This is a genomic window from Zoogloea ramigera (assembly GCF_006539865.1).
In the GTDB taxonomy this organism is placed as follows: Bacteria; Pseudomonadota; Gammaproteobacteria; order Burkholderiales; family Rhodocyclaceae; genus Zoogloea; species Zoogloea ramigera.
In genome coordinates this window covers 25928-48541 of record NZ_BJNV01000036.1, presented here as the reverse complement: position 1 = coordinate 48541, position 22614 = coordinate 25928, and the positions used below count along the sequence as shown (strand labels likewise).

Annotated in this window: 15 protein-coding genes and 2 tRNA genes; 10 read left to right on the top strand and 7 right to left on the bottom strand. The window is 65.6% G+C overall.

Annotation, left to right across the window (positions count from 1 at the left end; translation table 11 throughout):
* The 3 genes from ZRA01_RS11250 to ZRA01_RS11240 all read right to left on the bottom strand — a co-directional run.
* On the bottom strand, window positions 1-267 hold a 267-nt coding region (locus ZRA01_RS11250; RefSeq protein ID WP_141352188.1), incomplete at its 3' end, for a hypothetical protein.
* Window positions 268-338: 71 nt separating this feature from the next.
* Complete coding sequence (locus tag ZRA01_RS20540; protein WP_170182953.1) at window positions 339-2738, bottom strand: T6SS effector phospholipase Tle3 domain-containing protein; 2400 nt, start codon at window positions 2736-2738, stop codon at window positions 339-341.
* Window positions 2735-5521: a type VI secretion system Vgr family protein gene (locus tag ZRA01_RS11240; RefSeq protein WP_170182952.1), complete on the bottom strand. Its 2787-nt coding sequence runs from the start codon at window positions 5519-5521 to the stop codon at window positions 2735-2737. Before ZRA01_RS11240 ends, ZRA01_RS20540 begins: the two co-directional genes overlap by 4 nt.
* Window positions 5522-5749: 228 nt before the next feature.
* Here ZRA01_RS11240 and ZRA01_RS11235 point away from each other — a divergent pair, with 228 nt between their 5' ends.
* From ZRA01_RS11235 to ZRA01_RS11195, 9 genes are all read left to right on the top strand, one after another.
* Window positions 5750-8485 (top strand): PAS domain S-box protein, encoded by a 2736-nt coding sequence (locus ZRA01_RS11235; protein ID WP_141352184.1) that lies wholly within the window; start codon window positions 5750-5752, stop codon window positions 8483-8485.
* A complete protein-coding gene (locus ZRA01_RS11230; RefSeq protein ID WP_141352182.1) occupies window positions 8460-9095 on the top strand; it encodes a response regulator transcription factor in 636 nt (211 codons plus the stop codon). The genes ZRA01_RS11235 and ZRA01_RS11230 overlap by 26 nt, the downstream gene beginning before the upstream one ends.
* Before the next feature lie 116 nt (window positions 9096-9211).
* Complete coding sequence (locus ZRA01_RS11225) at window positions 9212-11089, top strand: thiamine pyrophosphate-dependent enzyme (RefSeq protein ID WP_141352180.1); 1878 nt, start codon at window positions 9212-9214, stop codon at window positions 11087-11089.
* Complete coding sequence (locus ZRA01_RS11220; protein ID WP_141352178.1) at window positions 11089-11709, top strand: indolepyruvate oxidoreductase subunit beta; 621 nt, start codon at window positions 11089-11091, stop codon at window positions 11707-11709. The genes ZRA01_RS11225 and ZRA01_RS11220 overlap by 1 nt, the downstream gene beginning before the upstream one ends.
* 84 nt (window positions 11710-11793) lie before the next feature.
* Entirely contained in the window at window positions 11794-12669 is an 876-nt protein-coding gene (gene folD / locus ZRA01_RS11215; RefSeq protein WP_141352176.1) for a bifunctional methylenetetrahydrofolate dehydrogenase/methenyltetrahydrofolate cyclohydrolase FolD, read from the top strand.
* 75 nt (window positions 12670-12744) lie between these two features.
* Complete coding sequence (gene purE / locus ZRA01_RS11210; RefSeq protein ID WP_141352174.1) at window positions 12745-13242, top strand: 5-(carboxyamino)imidazole ribonucleotide mutase; 498 nt, start codon at window positions 12745-12747, stop codon at window positions 13240-13242.
* Between the two features lie 16 nt (window positions 13243-13258).
* The gene (locus tag ZRA01_RS11205) at window positions 13259-14413 is read left to right on the top strand and encodes a 5-(carboxyamino)imidazole ribonucleotide synthase (RefSeq protein ID WP_141352172.1); all 1155 of its coding nucleotides are present in this window, start codon (window positions 13259-13261) and stop codon (window positions 14411-14413) included.
* A gap of 8 nt (window positions 14414-14421) precedes the next feature.
* Window positions 14422-15408 carry an L-threonylcarbamoyladenylate synthase gene (locus ZRA01_RS11200; RefSeq protein ID WP_141352170.1) on the top strand — a complete coding sequence of 329 codons (987 nt, stop codon included), beginning with the start codon at window positions 14422-14424 and terminating at the stop codon, window positions 15406-15408.
* Window positions 15409-15471: 63 nt separating this feature from the next.
* Window positions 15472-15547: transfer RNA gene (locus ZRA01_RS11195), tRNA-Ala, on the top strand.
* A 359-nt stretch (window positions 15548-15906) separates the two neighbouring features.
* Here ZRA01_RS11195 and ZRA01_RS11190 read toward each other — a convergent pair.
* The 3 genes from ZRA01_RS11190 to ZRA01_RS11180 form a co-directional block, all read right to left on the bottom strand.
* A complete protein-coding gene (locus ZRA01_RS11190) occupies window positions 15907-16419 on the bottom strand; it encodes a hypothetical protein (RefSeq protein ID WP_141352168.1) in 513 nt (170 codons plus the stop codon).
* A gap of 98 nt (window positions 16420-16517) precedes the next feature.
* Complete coding sequence (locus ZRA01_RS11185; protein WP_141352166.1) at window positions 16518-17489, bottom strand: TIR domain-containing protein; 972 nt, start codon at window positions 17487-17489, stop codon at window positions 16518-16520.
* 184 nt (window positions 17490-17673) lie between these two features.
* Window positions 17674-18921, bottom strand: coding sequence for a hypothetical protein (locus tag ZRA01_RS11180; protein WP_141352164.1), 1248 nt, complete (start codon window positions 18919-18921; stop codon window positions 17674-17676).
* A gap of 1064 nt (window positions 18922-19985) precedes the next feature.
* Between ZRA01_RS11180 and ZRA01_RS11175 the strand changes: the two genes are divergently transcribed.
* A tRNA-Tyr gene (locus ZRA01_RS11175) sits at window positions 19986-20070 on the top strand.
* Between the two features lie 191 nt (window positions 20071-20261).
* On the opposite strand, the gene pbpC is transcribed toward ZRA01_RS11175, so the two are convergent.
* Complete coding sequence (gene pbpC, locus ZRA01_RS11170; RefSeq protein ID WP_246093644.1) at window positions 20262-22613, bottom strand: penicillin-binding protein 1C; 2352 nt, start codon at window positions 22611-22613, stop codon at window positions 20262-20264.
* Window position 22614: the final 1 nt, after the last annotated feature.

The window sequence follows — 22614 nt, the reverse complement described above, 5'->3', positions numbered from 1 at the left end:
GAGGACGTACTCGCGGGGGGCTTCCTTGGCGAGGGTGGCGGCGTTGGTTTGCCTGGTTGCTTCTTGCTGGCGGGCCTGGGCTTCGGCACGGGCGTCGCGGCTGGCGCTCCAGCCCCACTGGGCGAGGAGGGCCAGGCATGTAGCCAGCAGGGGCAGGCCGAGCCAGATTTTCCATTTTTCCATCGAACTCACCTTCGGATTGCTAAAGACGGGTAGATCGGTCTGTATCAGGTAGAGCGTCCAGGCTGCCAGGGCGAGGACGAACATCAGTGAGCCCCACACCGCCGGAAGTTTCCAGCTTCGTTTGCATTTGGCATCCATTCTATCGTTTGCGGTCGTCATTTCGGCTTTTCGATCTTTTTCGACGGAGGACTCCGGCCGTCGGTGGTTTCAGCGATGACGACCTGGGGGCGTTCGGCGATGGATTTGACAAAGTCAGGAAAAATCCCTTTGGAATAGTAGTCTGAGCTGCCCTCGATGATCGCTTTGCGCGACTCGTCTTCAACGTCCAGATAACGCTTGTGGGTCAGACTAAATTCGTTCCAAGTGAGAATGCCGGGACGGATGGGGTCTCCTTTTCTGGGCTTCTTCAGCCTCCAGTCCGCCACCGCGCACAGATACCGATAAAACCCTGGGTCAGTGACAGCACGGCCTCGGCCGATGGCAATGTCGTAGGCGGTGACCTTGGCGTGGTTGGCCTTGCTGCCCCAGATTGCGCCGTGGAAGGAGCGTGGGCTGGTGGCTTGCTGGTGGCGCAGGCGGGCTTCGTTGGGGGTTTCCAGCCGGGTGATGGACAGGCGCCGCTCCCGTGTCACGACGGCCGTGATGAGTTTTATCTTGTCGCCTTGGGCCTTGTGCTCGTTCCAGCGGGCTTCCACGTCGGCCAATTGGTCTGGACCGAGCTTCAAACCGGGAGCGCCGTTACTGTCGGCTTCGCCGGGTTTAGGGGGGCGGGGGTCGTCGATGAGCTGCCGTGGTGCACTTTCGATCCCATAGTCGCTGGTCACCGCGATGGCTGCGTCGATAGGGTCGACGTTTTCACGAAGACTCCCGGCGACGGCAGGGTTGCTGCCGCCGTGGAGTTCGGCGGTATGCGGCTCTTTCAATTGTTCGCCATTGATCAGTCGGCGTGAGGCCAGTTGCTGGCGTCTGGCGGCCTGAAGATTTGGAGCGATTGCGTCGGAAGGGATGCGCTCCCGGTTCTCCAGGTTTTTGTCGAAGCGAGCACGTAGTGTGGTGACACTGCGGTCGGCGTGGGCGTGATCATCTTCTTCTCTCAGCGAAAGGATGAAGTCCTGGGGTGGCAGGCCCACCTGGAAGACTTGCTTCGTCCCGCCTATATCGCGCAGTTTTTGGGTGAAGACACGCTGCAGGAAGCTTGGGCCCAGTTCTTTTAGTGGCGATCGCTCGACACGTGCCCCTGGGCCAGGTTGCAGCGTCTCATTGGGTTCAAGTGCTTGCCGGCGCTGTCCGATAGTCTTGCCCACCCCGATCGAGCGTTCATCGAGTAATTGATGGGGCACACCCTGCCAGCCGATGCCCTGTACGTTTGGCAGCGCAACGGTCATGTCCTCGGGGCAGAAGTAGAGGTAAACCTTGCCCCGGTTGTCCCGGTCCTCGGTCACTTTCCACGCCTTGGTGTGGAGGCCGCCGCGTTCCATGCGTTCGAGTTCGTCGGCGCTCCATGTTTCCTTGCGCCCGGCTGCCACGCCATGGACGATGTTGACCAGGGTTTTGAGCCGGGCTCGGACGCTTTGCAGTCCTTTGAGGGCTTCGTAGAGGCCCTGCATGGCTGTGTCTTCGCCACCGGGTATGACGGGTTCGGCGTCTTCTTTTGGGGCCTTGTTGTCCAGCTTGCCGCTGTCCTCGGCGGGCTTCTTGCCCGCCTTTTTGGTGTGGGTTTCCCGGTTGTACTCTTCAGAGGAATGGGGCTCCAGACTGTAGGGCGGATGGGTCAGGATGAGGGTGTCGGCGGGCTGCTCACCTTCTTCCATCAGGAAGGCCTGGGCCAGCAGCGAGATGAGGCAGCCCTGGCTGTGGGCGATGATGGTGACGGTCTCGGGCACGTCGTCGCCGTAGTCGCGGATCATTGCCACCAGGGCCGCCAGGCGCTGGGCGGCGAGCACGAGATACATCCGCCCTGGGCCACCGCGCAGCGGGCGATAGGGGTCGCGGGATCCCATTTCGGCGTATTCGTTGAATTTGGCAGGGGTACCCCTGTTCCACATGTCGGCGAGGTTGGTTGTGGCGTTTGCGAAGGGGCCGCCGCCCTTGCTGCGGTCGAGGTCGAGGCGGTTGCCGTAGTCATCCACCAACTGGCCGTTGATGGTTCTGTTCCGGTCTGATTTTGCGTCCCGATACCCCCAATAAAACGGAATCACCGGGCTATACGTCTTGGGCTTGATGCTGCGCTTGAAGAACACCGCGTCCGGGTCGGCTTCGAGCTTCTTGCTGTCCTCAAGGCCAGGCATGCGGTATTCGGCGGCGGTGTAGGGCGGCTGGCAGTTCTTGGATGCATCTGGTTGCCAGCCCAGGCGCCGGGCGAGGCCTTCAAGGAGGCCTTCCTCGACGGCCTGGTAGCTGTTGCCCACGTCGTTGACGCCGTGCACCACGATGCAGGCGCCTACGTGCTCGGCGGGAACATCGACGCACTTGGGGAGAGTGCTGGAGCTGAGCACCGCGGTCTGCCGAAAGATCGGGAAATCGGCTTTCGGGTAGCGTGCCTTGGGCCTGCTCATGCCTTGCTCCCGGCGCTGATGGTGGCGATGTGCATGGCGTCCCGCTCGGCGAGGCTGGTGCGGCCTTCGGCGTCGGTGATGCCTTCGACGACGCTGCCGTCGGACAGCTCTATCTTGTAGGGCTGCTCGGCGAGGGGTGGGCTGTGGGGGTTGCTGGCGTTGCGGCGCAGGACGAAGCTGGCCTGGACGGCCTCCTGGGTGAACTCGGGTTTTTGCGCGGCGACGGTCTGCGGGCCGGCGTGGGGAAAACTGGCAGCGTGCTGCTTGATGGCGCCATTGGTGCCGAGGGTGATGCCGTCGCCGATCTTGATGAAGCTGCCGTCCTCGGCCACCAGGGTGATGCTGCGGGCGGTGATGCGGGTTTCCTGGCCGGCGTTGAGGTTGATGTTGAGGGCGGACTCTAGGCGGGTGTTGTCGTGCTGGCTCTGCATGACGAACTCGCCCTGGTGGGCGATGTGGTGGATGCCGCCGCCGTGGGCGAACTGGCGGATGCCCTGGCCGGCATTGACGGCGTAGTGCTGGCCGGCGGCGATCTGCACATGATGCTGGGCGACGGTGTCGGCGTTGTGCCCGGCGTACTGGGCGATGGTTTCGGGCGTGGTGTGGACGATGCCCTGGGGCGCCGTGAGGGCGATGAAGGCGGTGTCGGCGGGCTCGGCCTTGGGGGCGGTGTTGGTGCCGTTCTCCCACTGCTTGGCGAGGGTGTGCAGCGCTGCCTGGCCGTCGGCCTCGGGCGGGCGGCCCTGGTGCCGCGCGGCGTAGTCGCCCATGCTCTTGAAGAGCTCGAGGCCGGATTCCATGAGGGCCAGGGCTTCGGCGTAGTCGAGCTGCCCGCCGCTGCTGCCAAGGCGCTTCCAGGCGCTGAGCAGGATGCCGCGGGCGGCGCGGGTGGCGGCGGCGCCGTCGGTGCGCAGCTCGAGGCCTTCGCCGCGGGGCTCGGCCTTGCCGTCCTGGCGGGGGTGGACGATGTAGCCGAGGTTGAGCTGGCTGTGGGTGAAGTCGCAGTGGGCCTGGAAGCGGGGCTGCCCCGGCGTGCTGTCGTGAAGCACATGGGTGGCGCGGCTGCCCTTGATCTCGATGCTGCGGTTGCCGGAGAGGTGGCGGTTGCCGGGCAGGTTGCCGCTGTCGTGAAAGCGGGGCGGCGGGTTGGCGGGGCTGTGCACCGCGTGGGTGATGATGGGCTTGTCCGGGTCGCCACCCATGAACGAGACGATCACCTCGTCCCCCCGGCGGGGGAGCTGGATGAAGCCCTGGCGGGCGCTGGCGGCGGGGGTGGCCACCCGCACGGGGGCGCTATCGCCGGGCGTGCCGCTGGTGCCGGCGCCGGCGGCGTGGCTGTGGTCGGTGGCCCGCAAGCCCTGAAACTGCACGTGTACCCGGCCGTGTTCGTCGCAATACACCTCCTCGCCCTCCGGGCACACGACGACGGCGCTCATGGGGGGCAGGCTGGGCCAATGCAGGGCGGGGTCGAACGCCGGGCTGAGCGGGGTGTGGCGGGGGATGGCGCAGAAGGTGTTGGCGTAGCGGCGGGCTTCGTCGTGCTGGCCGATGTTGGGGCGGGTCAGCTCCCAGCCGCTGGCGGCGATGAGGCTGTCGAGGGCGTCGGCGATGTCTTTGGGAAGGTTGTTGCTGCCCCAGTGGCTAACCTGGGTGAACAGGAATTCATTGCCGGCGGCCTCGGACGGGCCGGCGAGTGGCAGCTCGCCCGGGATCTCGTCGATGGCGGCCCAGGTGAGGCAGGCCAGGTCGCGGGCGGTGCTGGCGCCCGACACGGCGGTGGCGTTCATTTCGTGGTGCTGCATGCGCAGCAAGGTGAGCTGCTGGTGGTGGGTGGTGCCGTCGGCCCAGTGGGGCGGCTCGATGCGGACGTCGGTGAGGGCGCGGGCGAGGGCGTCGCCCTGCTCATCCAGGTGGGCCATCGAGCGGGTGTCGGCCCGCAGTGGCTGCTGCTGCGTGTAGCTCCAGGCGGCACGCTCGACGAGGCTGGGGACGACCCGGCCGACGGGGCTCCACAGGGTGATGTCGTCGTGCTCGCGAACCGCGGTGCCGGTGTGGCAGCGTAGGCGGCCGGCCGGGTTGGCGGGGAGCTGGGCGCTGTCGTCGACCAGCACCAGGGTGTGGCGCGGCGGGTCGGTGGGGCTGGTTTCGGCCTCGGCCCGAACGCCCCAGGCGATGCCGTGCTTGCGCCACAGGCGCATCAGGAAGGCCGGGTCGGATTCGTTCCACTGGATGCTCATCTCCCGCTGGGGGTAGCGGTCGGGGGTGAGCTGGCGGGTGTCGAAGTCGAAGCAGCCGGCCAGCACCGGGCTGTGCGCGCGCCATTCGCCGAGGAGCTGCTCGGTGATCTCGATGACGTTCTTGCGGAGGTAGATGCGGCTGTTGCGGCCGGCGCCCATGAAGGTGCAGGCATCGACGGCTTCGATGAGCCAGGTTTGCAGGCTGCCGTCGAACTGCCCCGGCTGGGCGCGCACGATGAGGGCGTTGAAGGCACGCAGGCGGCCGCTGTCGGTGACCACCTGGAGCTGAAGGGGCTGGCCCAGGAACTGCCAGGGTGGGATGTCGGCCCGGGTGGTGACGCACAAGAGGCGCAGGCTGAGGCTGGTGGCCGCACAGGTGGCCTCGCTGGCGTGGAAGCGGTGGACCATCAGCGTGTGGGCGAGGGGGGCGTCGGCGCCGCCGATGCGCAGCCGCAACGGGCGGTTGGCCTGGGCGAGGCCGAGGTTCTGGAGCCAGGCATGAAGCAGCCCGCCAGGGCTCGGGGTCGAGGTCGAGGAGGACGACATCTGGCCTTCCTTTGCTGGTTTGAGGGTGTGGGTGCCTGGGCCCTGCCCTTGGCGTGCCGCGAGATGACTTTGAAGTAATCGTAATGGCATTTAGCTGTAAAAGTAAACAGGTTCGAGGGCCCCTGGGCCCGAAGCCGCTCCGAGGCCCGGGCGGGCTTGCCGGTGCCCGCTCCGGTTAGGGAAACTCCCGATGCCCCGCGGGCGCTTCCGCCAGCACGATGCGGGGACATGCCAAACGACGAACTCCCCCCTTCCGCGCCGCCTGCCGCGTCCCGCGCCGCCCGCCCCGACTGGTACTGGTCGGCGCCCTATATCGCCGTGCTGATCTTTGCGTTGGCGATGCTGGTGCTCGTCTGGGTGCTGCAGCGCCAGGAGGGTGAGACCCAGCGCAACGCGCTGGCCCGCGACGTGCAGTGGGCCGAGCAGACGATGCGCCTCCACATGCAGGGCACCGAAGACTTCCTGGGCCAGCTGGCCCGGGAGCTGGCCGCCGGCACGCTGGATGCCGACGGTTTCCAGGTGCGCGCCAACCAGCACATCGCCAACAACCCCGAGCTGGTGAATGTGGTGTGGGTGGCCGCCGACCTGCGGGTGAAGTGGGCCGCCCCCTTCGACACCACCGACTGGCTGGTGGGCGATGCCCTCTCGCCGGAGCAGGTGGTGGTGCTGGCGCGGGCCCGGGAGCTCGGCCGGGCGGTATATGGCGAGGCCTACGTGAATGCCCGCAACATGGCGGTGCTCGAGGTGTACCTGCCGGTGCAGGATGGCCGCAAGCGCCTCGGGGTGGTGGTCGCGGTGTATTCCATCGAGCGCATGGTGGCGCACCTGGTGCCGAGCTGGTTCGGCGAGAAATACCGCCTCACCTTCAGCGGCCCGCAGGGCGAGACACTGGCTACCAACTCGGCGGTGCGCTCCCTCGACGAGAGCTTCGCCTTCGGCGTGTCCCTCGACCCGCCCGGCAACGGGCTGTCGCTGCAGGCCATCGCCTACCGCACCGAGGGCGAGCTGCCGCGGGGCTTCCCGATTGCGGTGATCGTCGCGCTGTCGTTCTTCGTGCTGTGGAGCCTGTGGCTCTTGCGCATGCACATGCTGAGCCGGGTGCGGGTCGAGAAGGAGCGCGACCGGCTGTTCAACCTGTCCCTCGACATGCTCGCGGTGCTCGGCCACGACGGTGTGTTCCGGCGCTGCAACCCGGCCTTCGAGCGGGTGCTGGGCTACGCGCAGCCCGAGGTGCTGGGCCACTCGCTGCTCGACTTCATCCACGCCGAGGATGTGGCCGACACCGTCGCCCACCTGCGCAGCCTTGCGTCGGGCACTCCCGGTGCCTTCGAGAACCGCTGCCGTTGTGCCGACGGCGGTTACAAGTGGCTGGCCTGGAGCGTGAACTCGGTGCCCGAGGAGAAGCTGATGTACGCCGTGGCCCACGACATCACCGGGCGCAAGGCGGCCGAGGATGCACTGCGGGCCCAGTCGGCCTTTCGCCAGGCGATGGAGGAATCCCTCGTCACCGGCCTGCGGGCCATCGACATGAGCGGCAAGATCATTTATGTGAACCCGGCCTTCTGCCGCATGACCGGCTGGTCGCGGGAGGAACTCGTCGGCGCGGTAGCGCCTTTCCCCTACTGGCCGCGGGACAGCATCGAGACCCTGCAGCACAACCTGGCGCTCACTCTCAGCGGCGACGCGCCGGCCACCGGTTTCGAGATGCGCATGCGCCGCAAGAACGGCGAGGAGATGGACGCCCGCTTCTATATCTCGCCGCTGATCGACGGCGACGGGCACCAGTCGGGCTGGATGGCCTCGATCACCGACATCACCGAACCCAAGCGGGTGCGCGCCGAGCTCGAGGCGTCCCACGAGCGTTTCGTGGCGGTGCTCGATGGCCTGGATGCTGCCGTCTATGTGGCCGACGCGGCCAACGACGAGATCCTGTTCGCCAACCGGGCCTTCAAGAGCATCTACGGCTTCGACGCGGTGGGGCGCATCGTCGCCACCTTCGGCCTGCCCAGCCCGCCCGACACCCTGTGGTACGACGTCGACCCGCGCCGCCTCACCCCCGACCACGTGCCCCGCGAGCTCTACGACGGCGAGCTGCGCAACGCCCTGTCGGGTCGCTGGTACCACATCCGCGAGCGGGCCATCCGCTGGGTGGACGGCCGCGTGGTGCGCATGGCGATCGCCACCGACATCACCGACCGCAAGCGCGTCGACGAGGAAAACCGCGCCCAGCAGGAGCGCCTGCAGCGCACCTCGCGCCTCATCACGATGGGCGAGATGGCCTCCACGCTGGCCCACGAGCTCAACCAGCCGCTAGCCGCCATCGCCAACTATTCGGCCGGCTGCGTCAATCGCCTGCAGTCGGGCGACTACCGCCGCGAGGACATCCTGACCGCAATGCAGAAGGCCAGCGCCCAGGCCGAGCGGGCCGGCAAGATCATCCGGCGGGTGCGCGAGTTCGTCAAAAAGAGCGAGCCTCGCCGCCATCCGGTGGCGCTGGGCGGGGTGGTGGAGGACGCCATCGGTTTTGTCGAGATCGACGCCCGGCGCCACGGCGCCCAGGTGATCAGCCAGGTGCCGGCCGACCTGCCGCCGGTGTTTGCCGACGCGGTGATGATCGAGCAGGTGGTGCTCAACCTCGTCAAGAACGGCATCGAGGCCATGCGCGACATGCCGGCCGACGAGCGCATCGTCACCGTCTCGGCCCGCCCTGTGGATGACAATCAGGTGGAGGTCGAGGTGGCTGACCGCGGCCCGGGCCTCTCGGACGAGGCGCGTGAGCGCCTGTTCACCCCCTTCTACACCACCAAGGCCGAGGGCATGGGCATGGGGCTCAACATCTGCCGCTCCATCGTCGAGTTTCACGAAGGGCACCTGTGGGTGGACGCGAACCCCGCCGGAGGCTGTATCTTCCGCTTCACGCTGCCCCTGGAGACTCACCGTGAAACCGCAATCCCCGTTGTCTGAACAGATCATCTACCTCGTCGATGACGACGAAGCCCTGCGCGACTCCCTCGTCTGGCTGCTCGAATCCCAGGGCTTCAAGGTCGAGGCCTTCGCCTCGGCGGAGGCTTTTCTGAGAGTCTGGCGGCCCGAGTTCAACGGCTGCCTGCTGCTCGACGTGCGGATGCCCGGGATGAGCGGCCTTGAGCTCCACGAGCGCCTGCGCGCCCACTATTGCACGCTGCCGGTGATCTTCATCACCGGCCACGGCGACGTGCCGATGGCGGTGGCAGCGCTCAAGAAGGGCGCCGTCGATTTCATCGAGAAGCCCTTCAACGACGCCGAGCTGCTGCGCATCGTCAACCAGTGCCTGGCCAACGAACAGGAGAGCCGCGCCCGTCGCCGCCAGGACGCCGAGGTCTCGCGCCGCCTCGACCAGCTCACCCAGCGCGAGCGCGAGGTGCTCGACCTGATCATCGTCGGCAAGCTCAACAAGCAGATCGCCGACGTGCTGGGCATCAGCATCAAGACCGTCGAGGTGCACCGCGCCCGGGTGATGGAGAAGATGGCCGCCCAGTCGCTGGCCGAGCTCGTCCAGAACGTGATGGCGATCGAGGGCAGCCGGCAGGCGTAGTGATACAAAAATATTGCTTTTAAGGTTTTGGCTGTATCGTCTTGTTGACCTGCCTCAAGCCGGCCCCGCGTCCATGCTCCTAGACTTCCAGGCTTTATCTGCCGGAGTCCAGCTTCATGGGAAACGCCCTGTCTGCCGAGGTGGCGAGCCGCCTGTTCCTGTCGGGTAACGACGCCGTCGCCCACGCCGTGCGCGACGCCGGCGTCCGCGTCGCCGCCGCCTACCCGGGCACGCCCAGCACCGAGATCCTCGAGGTCGTGGCGCGCTTCCCCGGCCTCTACGCCGAATGGTCGCCCAACGAGAAGGTCGCCCTCGAGGTCGCCCTCGGTGCCTCGATGATGGGCGCCCGGGCCTTCAGCGCAATGAAGCACGTGGGCCTCAACGTGGCCTCCGACGCGCTGATGACCCTCACCGTCACCGGCGTCGAAGGTGGCCTCGTGATCGCCGTGGCCGACGACGTGGGCATGTCCTCGTCCCAGAACGAGCAGGATTCGCGCTTCTGGGGGCGCTTTGCGCACATCCCGGTGTTCGAGCCCGCCGACTCCCAGGAGGCCTACGACATGACCCGGGCCGCCTACCGCCTGTCGGAAGCCTTCAAGGTGCCGGTGCTGCTGCGCCTCACCACCCGCATCTGCCACGTCAAGGGGCGGGTCGAGCTGTCGGCCGCCGAAACCCATGAGCCCGGCGGCTTCACCAAGGACCCGCGGCGCTGGGTGATGGTGCCCGGCAACGCCAAGCCGCGCCTGCCGCTGATGTTCGAGCGCGAGGCCGCCCTGGCCGCCGAAGCCGAAGCCTCGCCCCTCAACCGCCTCGAGGCGGGCAGCGACCGGCGCATCGGCTTCGTCACCTCCGGCCCGGCCTACATGCACGTGCGCGAGGCCTTCCCCGACGCGCCGGTGCTGAAGCTCGGCCTCAGCTACCCGCCGCCGCTGACCAAGGTGCGCGAGCTCGCCGCCCTGGTCGAAACCCTGGTCGTGGTCGAAGAGACCGAGCCGCTGCTCGAGAACGAACTCCGCGCCGCCGGCATCCGCTGCGAAGGCAAGAACCTGCTGCCGCGCCTGGGCGAGCTCGCCCCCGAGGTGCTGCGCCGCGGCATCGCCACATTACGCGGCGACGTGGTGGCCGACGCGCCGGCGCTGCCGGCCCAGCAGGTCTTCCCGCGGCCGCCCACCATGTGCGTGGCCTGCCCGCATCTGGGCATCTATTACACCCTGTCGCAGCTGCGCAACATCATCATCTCGGGCGACATCGGCTGCTACACCCTGGGCGCCGGCCACCCCTGGAACGCCCTCGACACCTGCATCTCGATGGGCGCCTCGATGGGCATGGCGCTGGGCATGGACAAGGGCCGCGGCGCGGCCGACCAGAACAAGAAGATCGTCGCCGTCATCGGCGACTCGACCTTCATGCACATGGGTATGCAGGGCCTGCTCGACATCACCTACAACCGGGGCAACGTCACCATCCTGCTCCTCGACAACCGCGCGGTGGGCATGACCGGCGGCCAGGACAACCCGGCCACCGGCCGCGACATCCACGGCATCGAGGCGCCGCGGGTCGACTTCCCCCGCATCTGCGAGGCCCTCGGCGTCAAGAAGGAACGCATCCGCGTTGTCGACCCCTATCAGCTGCCGGTGCTCTTCAAGGCCCTGCGCGAGGAGACCAAGATCGAGGAGCCGTCGGTCATCATCACCGACCGCCCCTGCGTGCTGATCGACGACTACAAAAAGACGCCGCCCTACGCGGTGACCGAAGACAAATGCACCGGCTGCGGCAACTGCCTCGACGTGGGCTGCCCGGCCATCCACGTGACCCGCCGCGGCAAGGAGGTCAAGGCCTCGGGCAAGGAGGTCGACCTGGCCTTCGTGCGCATCGAAACCAGCGCCTGCACCGGCTGCGGCCTGTGCGTGCAGCCCTGCGCGCCCGAGGCCATCGCCCATTCGGTGCCGGTGATGCCGGTGCGCTTCATGCAACGCAGCGGAGGAGCCGCCTGATGAGCCGCAACACCAACATCCTCGTCTGCGGGATCGGCGGGCAGGGCGTGATGACCGCCACCGAGATCCTCGCCGAAGCCGCGCTGGCCCTCGGCTTCGACGCCAAGAAGACCGAAGTGGCGGGCATGAGCCAGCGGGGCGGGGTGGTCGTCTCCCACCTGCGCTTTGGCGCCAAGGTGCTGTCGCCGCAGATCGCCCCGGGCGAGGCCGACCTGCTGGTCGGCTTCGAGGCCGCCGAAACTTTGCGCTGGGTGCACATGCTGCGCCCCGGCGCGCCGGTGCTCACCAACACCTCGCGGCTGACGCCGCCGGTGGTTGAGTGTGGCGTGTTCGACTATCCGGACGACCCGGTCGGCCAGCTGCGTACCCTCGGCGTGCCGCTGCAGGCCTTCGATGCCGCCGAGATCGCCCAGGAGTTCGGTGACATCCGGCTCGGCAACACCGTGATGCTGGGCGCCATGTCCGACCACCTGCCGTTTCCCGCGGCAGTGCTGCGGGAGGCCGTGGCGGCGCGCTTCGCCCACAAGAAGCCGGGCCTGCTCGACATGAACATGCGGGCTTTCGACGCAGGCCGCGAGCGGGCCGCGGCGCTCACCGGCCAGGGCTGCGTGGCCGCCTGAGCCCCACCCGGCGCCTGCCGCGCGACTGCGGTGGGCGCAGCTAAGTCGTGGTAGACTCTCGGGTTTTTCTGAGGGCGGTGTGGCATGACGGCTCGCATTATTGACGGTAACGCGCTTTCCGCGAAGCTTCGCGGCGAACTCGCCGCGAAGGCGGCAGCGCTGACGGCCCAGGGCACCCAGCCCTGCCTCGCGGTGATCCTGGTGGGCGGCGACCCCGCCTCGGCGGTTTACGTGCGCAACAAGGTGGCCGGCTGCGAGAAGGCCGGCATCAAGTCCCTCAAGTTCGAATACCCCCAGGATGCGGCCCCCGCCGACGTGCTGGGCAAGATCGCCGAGCTCAACGCTGACCCGTCGGTGCACGGCATCCTGGTGCAGCTGCCGCTGCCCAAGCACTTCGACGAAAAAGCCGTGCTCGAGGCGATCAAGGTTGAAAAGGACGTGGACGGCTTCCACGCCGAGAACGTCGGCCGCCTCTCTCAGGGCCAGGAAGCCTTCGTGCCGTGCACGCCCAACGGCGTGATGGAGATGCTGAAGAGCATCGAAGCGCCCCTGCGCGGCGCCGAAGCCGTCGTGATCGGCCGCTCCAACATCGTCGGCAAGCCGATGGCGATGCTCCTCACCGCCGCCGGCGCCACCGTCACCGTGTGCCACTCGGGCACCCGCGACCTCAACTTCCACACCCGCCGCGCCGACATCCTGGTGGCCGCCATCGGCAAGCCCAGGTTCGTCACCGGCGACATGGTCAAGCCCGGCGCCATCGTCATCGACGTGGGCATCAACCGCCTGCAGGACGGCCCGGATGCCGGCAAGCTGTGCGGCGACGTGGATTTCGACTCCGCCAAGGAAGTCGCCGGCGCCATCACCCCGGTGCCCGGCGGTGTCGGCCCGATGACCATCACCATGCTGCTCGTCAACACCGTGGTCTCCGCCGAGCGGGCGCTGGCCAAGAGCCGGGGCTGAGCGCCGCCCAGGGCCGCCTGGCGGCCCGGCGCTCCCCGCCTTGCGTTCATCAACATCCGAACACACAACACACCAATGAATAGCTCCTCCCCCGTCATCGGCATCGTCATGGGCTCCAACTCCGACTGGCCGACGATGCAGGCCGCGGCCAAGGTTTTGAAAGACTTCGGCGTGCCCTTCGAAGCCCGCGTCGTCTCGGCTCATCGCACGCCCGATCTGATGTTCGAGTACGCCGAACAGGCCCGCGCGCGCGGCCTGAAGGCGATCATCGCCGGGGCCGGCGGCGCCGCCCACCTGCCGGGCATGATCGCCGCCAAGACCACGCTGCCGGTGCTCGGCGTGCCGGTGCAGTCCAAGGCCCTGTCGGGCAAGGATTCCCTGCTCTCCATCGTGCAGATGCCCAAGGGCATCCCGGTGGCCACCTTCGCCATCGGCGAGGCCGGCGCCGCCAACGCAGGCCTGTTTGCGGTGGCCCTGCTGGCTGCCACTGACGCCGCCCTGGCCGACAAGCTCGACGCCTTCCGCGCCGAGCAGACCGCCAGCGTGCTGGCCATGAACCTCGACCCGATCTGAAGCAGGACGTGACGCGATGATCCTCCCGCCCGCCACCCTCGGCATGCTCGGCGGCGGCCAGCTCGGCCGCTTCTTCGTCGCCGCCGCCCACGAGATGGGCTACAAGATCTGGGTGCTCGACCCCGACCCCAACAGCCCGGCCGGCCTCATCGCCGACCGTCACCTGCAGGCCGCCTACGACGACTACGCCGCGCTCGACGTGCTGGCCGAAGGCTGCGCCGCGGTGACCACCGAGTTCGAGAACGTCCCGGCGGACACCCTGGATTACCTCGCCAAGTTCGTGCCGGTGCGACCTGGCGCCTCGGCGGTGGCGGTGTGCCAGAACCGCATCGCCGAAAAGAGCTTCCTGCGCGACAACGGCCTGCCCCACGGCCCCTTCGCGGTCATTAACGTGGACGCCGACATCGCCGCGGCGCCGGCCAGCCTCTACCCGGCCATCCTCAAGGTGGCCCGCTTCGGCTACGACGGCAAGGGCCAGGCCCGCGTCGCCAACGCCGCCGAGGCGCTGCACGCCTTCCACGCCTTCAAGGGCGAGCCCTGCGTGCTCGAACAGATGCTGAGCCTCGACTACGAGGTGTCGGTGGTGCTGGCCCGCGACGAGAATGGCCGCGTCAAGTGCTTCCCCACCGTCGAGAACCGCCACACCAACGGCATCCTCGACGTCTCCATCGCGCCGGCGCGGGCCTCCGCCTGCCAGCGCGACGCCGCCCAGGAATACGCCGAGCGCATCGCCGAACGGCTGGGCTTCATCGGCACGCTGGCGGTTGAATTCTTCGTCAGCCGCGGCGAGCTGGTGGTCAACGAGATGGCCCCGCGCCCCCACAACAGCGGTCACCACACCATCGACGCCTGCGTCACCAGCCAGTACGAGCAGCAGGTGCGCGCCCTGTGCGGCCTGCCGCTGGGCGAAGCGCGCCAGCACAGCGCCTCGGTCATGGTCAATCTCCTCGGCGAGCTGTGGTATGACGGCGGCGAGCCCCACGGCCGCTACCGCGAGCCCGACTGGTCGCTGCTCCACGCCGTGCCCGGCCTGCGCCTGCATCTCTACGCCAAGCACCACGCCCGCCATGGCCGCAAGATGGGCCACTTCACGGTGATCGGCAGCGACGCCGACGACGTGCTCGCCAAGGCCCTGGCCGCCCGCCAGGCCATCGGCATCCGGGGCGATTGAGCGCGGCCATGAACGACATCCAGCGTGCGGTCCAGCTCCTGCGCCAGGGCGAACTCGTCGCGCTGCCCACCGAAACGGTGTATGGCCTTGGTGCCGACGCCCTCAATCCGGACGCCGTTGCCAAGATCTTCGCCGCCAAGGGCCGCCCGTCCGACCACCCGCTTATTGTTCATCTGGCCGACGCCAGCCAGATCATGACCTGGGCGCGGGAAGTCCCGAAAGACGCCATCGCCCTCGCGCGGGCCTTCTGGCCCGGCCCGCTCACCCTGATCCTCAAGAGAGACGAGAGCGTGCCCGACCTCGTCACCGGCGGGCAGGACACCGTCGGCCTGCGGGTGCCCAACCACCCGGTGGCGCTCGAGCTGCTGCGCGCCTTCGGCTCCGGTGTCGCCGCGCCGTCGGCCAACCGCTTCGGCCGCATCAGCCCGACCACCGCCGCTCACGTGCGCCAGGAGCTCGGCGAGCGGGTCGCGCTGATCCTCGACGGCGGCGCCTGCGCGGTGGGGCTCGAATCCACCATCGTCGACCTCTCCCGCGGCGTGCCCTTCATCCTGCGGCCCGGCGCCATCGGCGCCGACGACATCGCCCGCGTTCTCGGCCGCCGCCCGCGCCTGCGTGGCGAAGTCGAGGCTGGGAACGCAGCGGAGGAGGGCGCCACGCCCCGCGTGTCCGGCGCGCTCGCCGCCCACTACGCGCCGCGCACCCCGCTCGAACTCGTCGCCACCGATGCCCTGGCCGCCCAGGCCCGCCCCGGCGACGCGGTGCTGGCCCGCTGCGCCGCGCCCGCAAGCCTCGCCGAAGGTGTTGCGTGGGCCCAGGCCCCCGCCGACCCCGCCGGCTACGGCCACGATCTCTATGCCCAGCTGCGCCGCCTCGACGAATCCGGCGCCGCCCGCATCCTCGTCGAAGCCCCACCCGCCAGCCCCGACTGGGCTGCCGTCGCCGACCGCCTCGGCCGCGCCGCCGTGGGCTCCGGCGAAGACGACGAAACCTGAGCTTCAAGCTGCAAGGGGGGCTTTTCAGCGGCAGGAAGCATCGTTATAATGCGCGGCTTACGTGGGCCGATAGCTCAGCTGGGAGAGCGCCGCGTTCGCAATGCGGAGGTCGTGAGTTCGATCCTCATTCGGTCCACCACTCATTCAGTACAAAACAGCCTGTTGCGCTTTGAGCGTGACAGGCTGTTTTGCTTTGTGCGCTCCGTTGGGCGGGTGTGGTTTGTCCAGGATGAAGCGATTGGCTGCGGCCGACTCGCGGCCCGTGGAACCAATGACGGCAGCTCGGCCGGAGCGGTCGTTCGAGCGGAAGCCTGTGTAGGTCGGCAATGCGCCGGTTACCTGCCTCTTAATCGCAAACTGCCATGAGCGACAGCGTCCCATTCCGGCGAGTACGTACTACCGATCCATAGCGGTCTGCCTCGACTGAGAAAAGTCAGTGCTCAGCGTCGAAGTGAGCGCTGTGCGTGACTTTTCGTTGAGGTCGTCCCAACTGAAGTCTTATACGCTACGGGGCATCGCTTGGACATCCGCTTCAATTTGCTTGTCAATCCATTCCTTCGTGACGCCATGAGACTCCCAAGCGGACAACCAGTATTCATCCATCACTTGATCTACCTTGGCAAGGTGGATCCATATGTCGATCAGCTCGTCGATCATTTTCTTTCGGCCCGCGGGAGACATGTGATTGATGTCGTGCTCCCTGAAGAAGTGATGAGCGAGGTGATTTCTGTATTTCAGAGCAAGATTAAGATCTGCAACAAAAGCGTCTGGAAATGAATGCCACCGCTTAGTAACCTTGACGACCTGTCCAAAGGTCTTCTCGTCGAATGACTCATATAGTTGGATTACATCGGCAGCGCTAATCCCAAGATTTCCCTGAATCAACAAGGCAACTGCAAGATTCAGTACGCCATGCTCAAGTACATTGGCTTTGTAGAAAGCCAACCCAAAGAAGGCATAAATCTCCTTTGGATCATCGTAGTCCGGTGTGGGCGGAGTGAGCTTGGTCATGACGTAAAAAATTTAATATGGTCGCACCATAGCAGTGAAGTCGAGAAGGGAACCCAAATTGTGGGTTCCTTTCGATGGAATTGTTAGCCGAATGTGGCTCAAAATGGAATGCTGTCGAGATCGTCTGCTATTGCCCGCTGGCTTGATGACGTGAATGCGCCAACTTTATCGATTGTGCTTCTAAGGTTTTTCTTCTCGAACTCAGACAAAGATGAGCGCTCAAGTATTTCTTTAATTTGCGCGTCTGTTGCTATTGACCACGATTCAAAAAGCCGAATTTGGTCAATTTTTTTATCAGACGAGAGGCCGGCTAGAGCTTTCGACATGCTCTGTAGTAATTTTTCTCTATGTGCTGGCTTCTTCAGCAGGGTTTGAACAATTTCATCCGCAACAGCCTTTGGCTGCTTGCCTTTGATTTGAAGGCCCTGGTACTTTCCAAAAAATCCAAAGGGATCCATGCCCGCACGCAACGGAATAATGTCTACTCTTCTTCCTAACGCATAGCCAACTTCTTGGGCGCACCAATCAGACTCTTTGAATCCTGGCTCTACAACGGCAATTAGAACTTCCATTGTTTCAAGGCCCGCCTCAACTTCCTCGCGCCACTCTCTAGATGCTTCAATATCCTCATGGGCAACAAATGCTGATATCCCCCAGTTAGAAAGATTAGACTTTAACGCAGACATGCGTGCGCGATTTGAAGAGAGGTGGCTTATGAATGCTTTGACAAAACCATCTCCCCAGAAATCTGCGACTGTTGTTGGGGGTGACAAAAATATTCTTTTGTGCTTTTCTGGAGCCTTATTTGAATACCAAAGATCTATATCAAAGTATTCAATTATCTCGGCGATACTTGAACTGTCCGAATTGAATACTTCATCAATTACTTGTATTGCGCAACTCTCGTAGTCATCGTCACCAAAACTCAATGCACGTAGAAGACGGGGGTGATCAGTTACAGCTTTTAAGTTACCTGTGATTTGTCCCAGGCTATACCAGTCGCTTTCCGAAAATGACTCTACAGCGTACTTGGCAATCACAGCGACCTTCTTGCGATCGGTGGGTGTCATAGAAATTTCGCCTATTTCAAGATGGCCGGCGTTGCGCGGCTTTATATTTCAGCATCGAGCGACCAATGAGAGCGAGGTTGAACGCCATCTTAGATATTGTTCTCAACATAAGCATCGGTAAGACTGTCAGGTTTTATCAAAAGAAAAGCTGCGAATAACATTCGGCGATCAATGCCGAGGCACGCTACTTTTGACACAGGTACGCCGCGGACGGAACCCCGTTCGTCGTCTCGATAACGAGACGGTTGATCGCTTGGCGGTCGGCGCTGACTGTCTCAAGTTTTACTACGATCTCTTCGCTACGGCGAAGGCCATCTTGGAGCGCATGTTTTCCAACCTTGGCAGCCGACTTCACATCAGAGCGCCTTTCATTGATGGTGCTACCGAGGGTGAATGTTGCGCTGATCAACTCGCAATCGTCCTTTACCGACTTCGACAATCTATCTTGTAACGAACTTATCTCCTTGATGCTCTTCTTGATCTGCTCGAGGCGAGGCTCAAGTGTCTTGCTGCTATCATGGTAAATTGAGCAAAGATACCAGTTTGCCAGTCGTGCCTCATTGCAAAGTATCAACTCCTCGCCTAAACGGCTAAGGCGTTTGTGCTTGGCAAGCGCACTTGTGTATTCGCCTTCACAACCGACAGAGTCACGTTCAAGTTCAATTCTTGACTCGCGTTTTGCCTGTTCGACGAGTGACATGCTTGCGCGATCAAGCTCGATGTCGAAGCGCTCCAATTCAGCCCTTGTACGCTCAAGAAACTCGCCATTTTCGACGGCTTTTCTCGCCACTTCGAGATAATTGATTGCGCTTTTGATCACTGCGAGACGCTCTTCTTCTAGGAAGCTCTGAATGCTGTCCACTTTGGATTCAACGCGTTTCAGCGTTGCGCTAATGTCGGCCAAGTGCTTCTGAGCAACAACAACGGAAGCGAGTTGCCAGATGGCAGCGGCATTGGCAATATTCTGTAAGTTGCTTGGTTCGTAAAGGCGCGCGTGCTCAAATCCCTTGCCTGCCTTGGCAATTGCGCGAAGGCCGTTACCGTCAGTTGCTGCAAGCATCTGGCCGTTGATCACTACTTCCATCAGTTGCTTGCTGTGGGTCGCTACAGCAGTGACTACTGAGGGCGCTACCTGCATGAGCGGCTCTACGAGGGACTTGAGTACTCCAGATACTACATGCTGAGGCAATCTGGTCGCATTACGCAGCAGTTCCATGTTTGGATCCGAGTCGTCCAGTTTGGTCATCGACATCACTTCCTGATCACCATTGGCAACAACTACTTTTACTGGCGCCACGCCGTCGGCCGAGGGAGCTTCCGGATGCTCATCATGGGGCGTTGTACCAGCGCTTCTCGCACGGATCTTCATCCATACGACAGTCAGACCGATCCCGAGCGCTAAGCACGCCAAGCTAACAATGACTATTTCCAAGACCATCTCTCCTTCATGAAGGAACACCACGCTGCAAGCTGATCATGCTTAACGCATTGACGGGGCCATTAGGCCCAATAGGTGTACATACTATCAGGATGGACGGTTGTGTCTGCGCCTTGTGTGCTCTGGCGCAGATAGGGAGTGCCGCCATGCGGCAACGCCAAGGTCACGGCATTGCACTTGGTGGGTTGGTAGCGCTAGTAGCGCCAAGGCGGCGCGCCGACTGATTTCACCGAAGTTTCGCGATCAGACTGCCATTTGTTATAAGTCAGCAAGGGTCGGGTACTGGTGGTCGGAGCTGGGTGATTCGGACATCTGAGCGTCAGGTAACTGATGCACTGCTGACTGATTCAGTACGAACCATGAGCGTCCGCAAAGGCCGACAAGCCGCCACATCGAGCACTGACACATCCCTTCGCGGGGGGCCGCCGCCTGTCAGGCTGTCAGCGCCAAACCCACCGGGACGAGTCCGGCCCGCTGTGGGACGTCGTCTGGATGGCCGCACGCTGGCGCCAGCCCCCCGCCGTGGTGGATGGTTTTGCGTCTCCGGGCGTGTGACGCGCTTGAAAGCTGGGTTGCCGGCGGGTGTTAGGCTGCTCGTTCTTGTAAGTGGCTGTTTTGTATTATTTTATTTTCTCTCTCCGACTCCCCCGACGATTCCGTGCACCCGCGCGATTTTCCAGTCAACCCACGCAATTCTTCATCCACCTGGCGCAGGCCATAGGAGACTCTCCGCACATTTCCGGCGACACGCCTTGAAGTTCGGGAGATCTCTCCTGACCCCTGCGCCAGGTCTTCCAACCCATGCGACGTTCTCCCCGGTGATTGCGCCATGCCCCTCGGCGTTTGCGCGGGTTGGCTGGAAAATTGCTCGGGTTGGCTGGAAAATCGCGCGGGTCTCCGCAGCGATTGCGCGGGACTCCTCGATGATTGCGCCACCCGTCGCGACGCTTGCGCGGGTTTCCTCGGCGATTGCGCCACGCGTCGGGGTGTTTGTGCGGGATGCCGCAGGTGCTTGACTAACTCGCCGGCCCGTATATAATCCGCGCCCTGTGTCCCGTGGAGGGATTCCCGAGCGGTCAAAGGGATCAGACTGTAAATCTGACGGCACTGCCTTCGAAGGTTCGAATCCTTCTCCCTCCACCATCCAGCACAAGCCAAAAGGTCCGCGCGAAAGCCCGGGCCTTTTTGTTTTTGTGCTGTGGGGGCGACTTCAGTCGCCCGCGGAGCTTGAATGAAGGATCAGGCGTCATTTGACCAGCTGCGGGCGACTGAAGTCGCCCCTACAAGTCGCCCCTACAAGTCGCCCCTACATGGCGCCGCAGCGCTTGTCCGCTTCAGCGCACGCTCAGGCTGATGCGGTCGTAGGCGCCGCTGTCGTCCAGCACGGTGATGTCGTAGCGGCCGGGTTCGGTGAGGCGTTGTTCGAAGCCTTTGCCGGCGGGCTGGCGGGCGCTGGGGCGGCCGTTGACCAGCCATACCACCTCGCTCCCCGGGCCGGTGCCGGCCGTCTGGCTGCGCACCGCGTGGCCGCGCACTTCGAGGTGGAGGAGCGGCGCGTCGCCGCCGGCGGAGCGGCGCAGGATCTCGCCGTTGCTCGCGCCGACGATCTTGAGGCCGCTCTCCGGCCTTGCCTGGCCGGCGCAGGACGCGGCCCACTGGGGCGGCAGCGCGCGGCGGCGCAGGTTGTCGTCCAGCCAGGGTTCCAGCACCGCCGGCCAGCGGGCCATCGGCCGGGTTTCGAGCGGGCCGGCGTGGCAGTCGGGGCGGGCGCGCAGCTGGCCGTCGGGGGTGAGCTGGATGTCGTAGCGGGCCTCGCCGCCGCGCAGGCGGTCGGGGAAGGTGGGCGGGGCGGCGTCGTTGAGGGTCCAGGCGAGGCGGCTCTGGTGGCACAGGCGGTCGTCCACGCCGGCGGCGCGGGTGCCGAGGGGCCAGCAGATGCGTTCCTGCTTCACGCCGTGCGGCGGTGTGCGCGGTGCTGGCGGGCCGGCGTCGAGGGCGTTGAAGAGGTCCACCAGCAGCGGGGCCGCGATGTTGGCGCCGAAGAAGCCCGGGTTGGGGGTGCCGTCGGGCCGGCCGACCCACACGCCGATGGTGTAGCGGTCGGAGACGCCCACCGACCACGCGTCCCGGAAGCCGAAGCTGGTGCCGGTCTTCCAGGCGATGCCGCGGCGGATGCCGGCGCCGCTTTCCACCGCCCGGCCCAGCGGGCCGCCCGATTCGAGCAGGTCGCGGATGATGAAGGCGGCGCCGGCCGACAGCATGCGCTGCTCTTCGACGGGGGCGTCCGGCGTGTAGCGCGGCTTGCCGGCGAGGCCCTGGCGGGCGAAGGCGGTGTAGGCGCCGACCAGCTGCTCAAGGCGGGTGCTGGCGCCGCCGAGGATCACCGCCAGGTTGGGCTCGCCGCCCTTGGCAAATTCCAGCTTCAGCCCGCCCCGCCGCAAGAGCGCCACGAAGCGCACCGGGTCGAGGCGCTCCAGCACCTCGACGGCCGGCACGTTGAGGGATTTGGTGAGGGCCTCGGAGACGCTCACCGGGCCGTGGAAGGATTGCTGGAAGTTGCCCGGCTGGTAGCCGCCGAAGGACTGGGGCACGTCGGCCAGCAGGGATTCGGAGTGGATCAGGCCCTCGTCGAGGGCCAGACCGTACAGAAAGGGCTTGAGCGTCGAGCCGGGCGAGCGGGCGGCCTGCACCATGTCCACGTGGCTGAAGCGCTCGGCGTCGCTGAAGTCGGCCGAGCCGGCGTAGGCGCGCACCTCCAGGCTGGCGTTGTCGACCACCAGCGCCGCCATCGACACCCGCGCCGGCAGCCCGCCGAGCCGGTCGGCCAGCAGCAGCTCGACGGTCTGCTGGGCCTGGGCGTCGAGGGTGGTGTCGAGGCGCGGGCGGCCGGCGGCGGTTCTCTTGAGGCGTTCGGCGAGCAGCGGGGCGAGCAGCGGCTCGCGCAGGGCCTGGGCGTAGGCGGGCTCCTGCAGGGCGTCGGCGATGTCGGCCTCGCGCCACGTGCCGCGCATGCGCTGGAGCACCTTGTCGCGGGCGGCGCGGGCGGCGGCGGGGTGGCGGTCGGGGCGCAGCAGCGACGGGGCCTGGGGCAGCACCACCAGCAGCGCGGCCTCGGCGTGGGTGAGGCGGCGGGCGGGCTTGCCGAGGTAGGCGCGGCTGGCGGCCTCGACGCCTTCGAGCACGCCGCCCATCGGGGCGTGGTTGAGGTATAGGGTGAGGATCTCGTCCTTCGACAGCCGGGCTTCGAGCTGCAGCGCGCGCAGGATCTGGCGGCCCTTGCCGGTCAGGCTGCGCGGTGTGGGCTCGAGGATGCGGGCGACCTGCATGGTGATCGTCGAGCCGCCCGAGACGATGCGACCGTTGATGGCCCACTGGCCGGCGGCGCGCGCGAGCGCGAAGGGATTGACCCCCGGGTGCCAGCGAAAATAGCGGTCTTCGTAGCGCAGCAGGGCTTCGTGGTAGGCGGGCGCCACGTCGCCCAGCGCCACCGGGTGGCGCCACACGTGGTTGCGGTCGGGGAAGGCGCGCAGTGGCGTGCCGTCGCGGGCCACGATGAGCAGGGCCTGGCCCGTGTCGTGGCCGGGCAGGGGTGGCGGCAAGAGCTGGTCGGCGATCAGCATCGCCCCCAGCAGCACAGCCAGGCCGTGGCGCAGGGGGCGGAAGCGGAGTGGGAGGCCCGCGGCCACG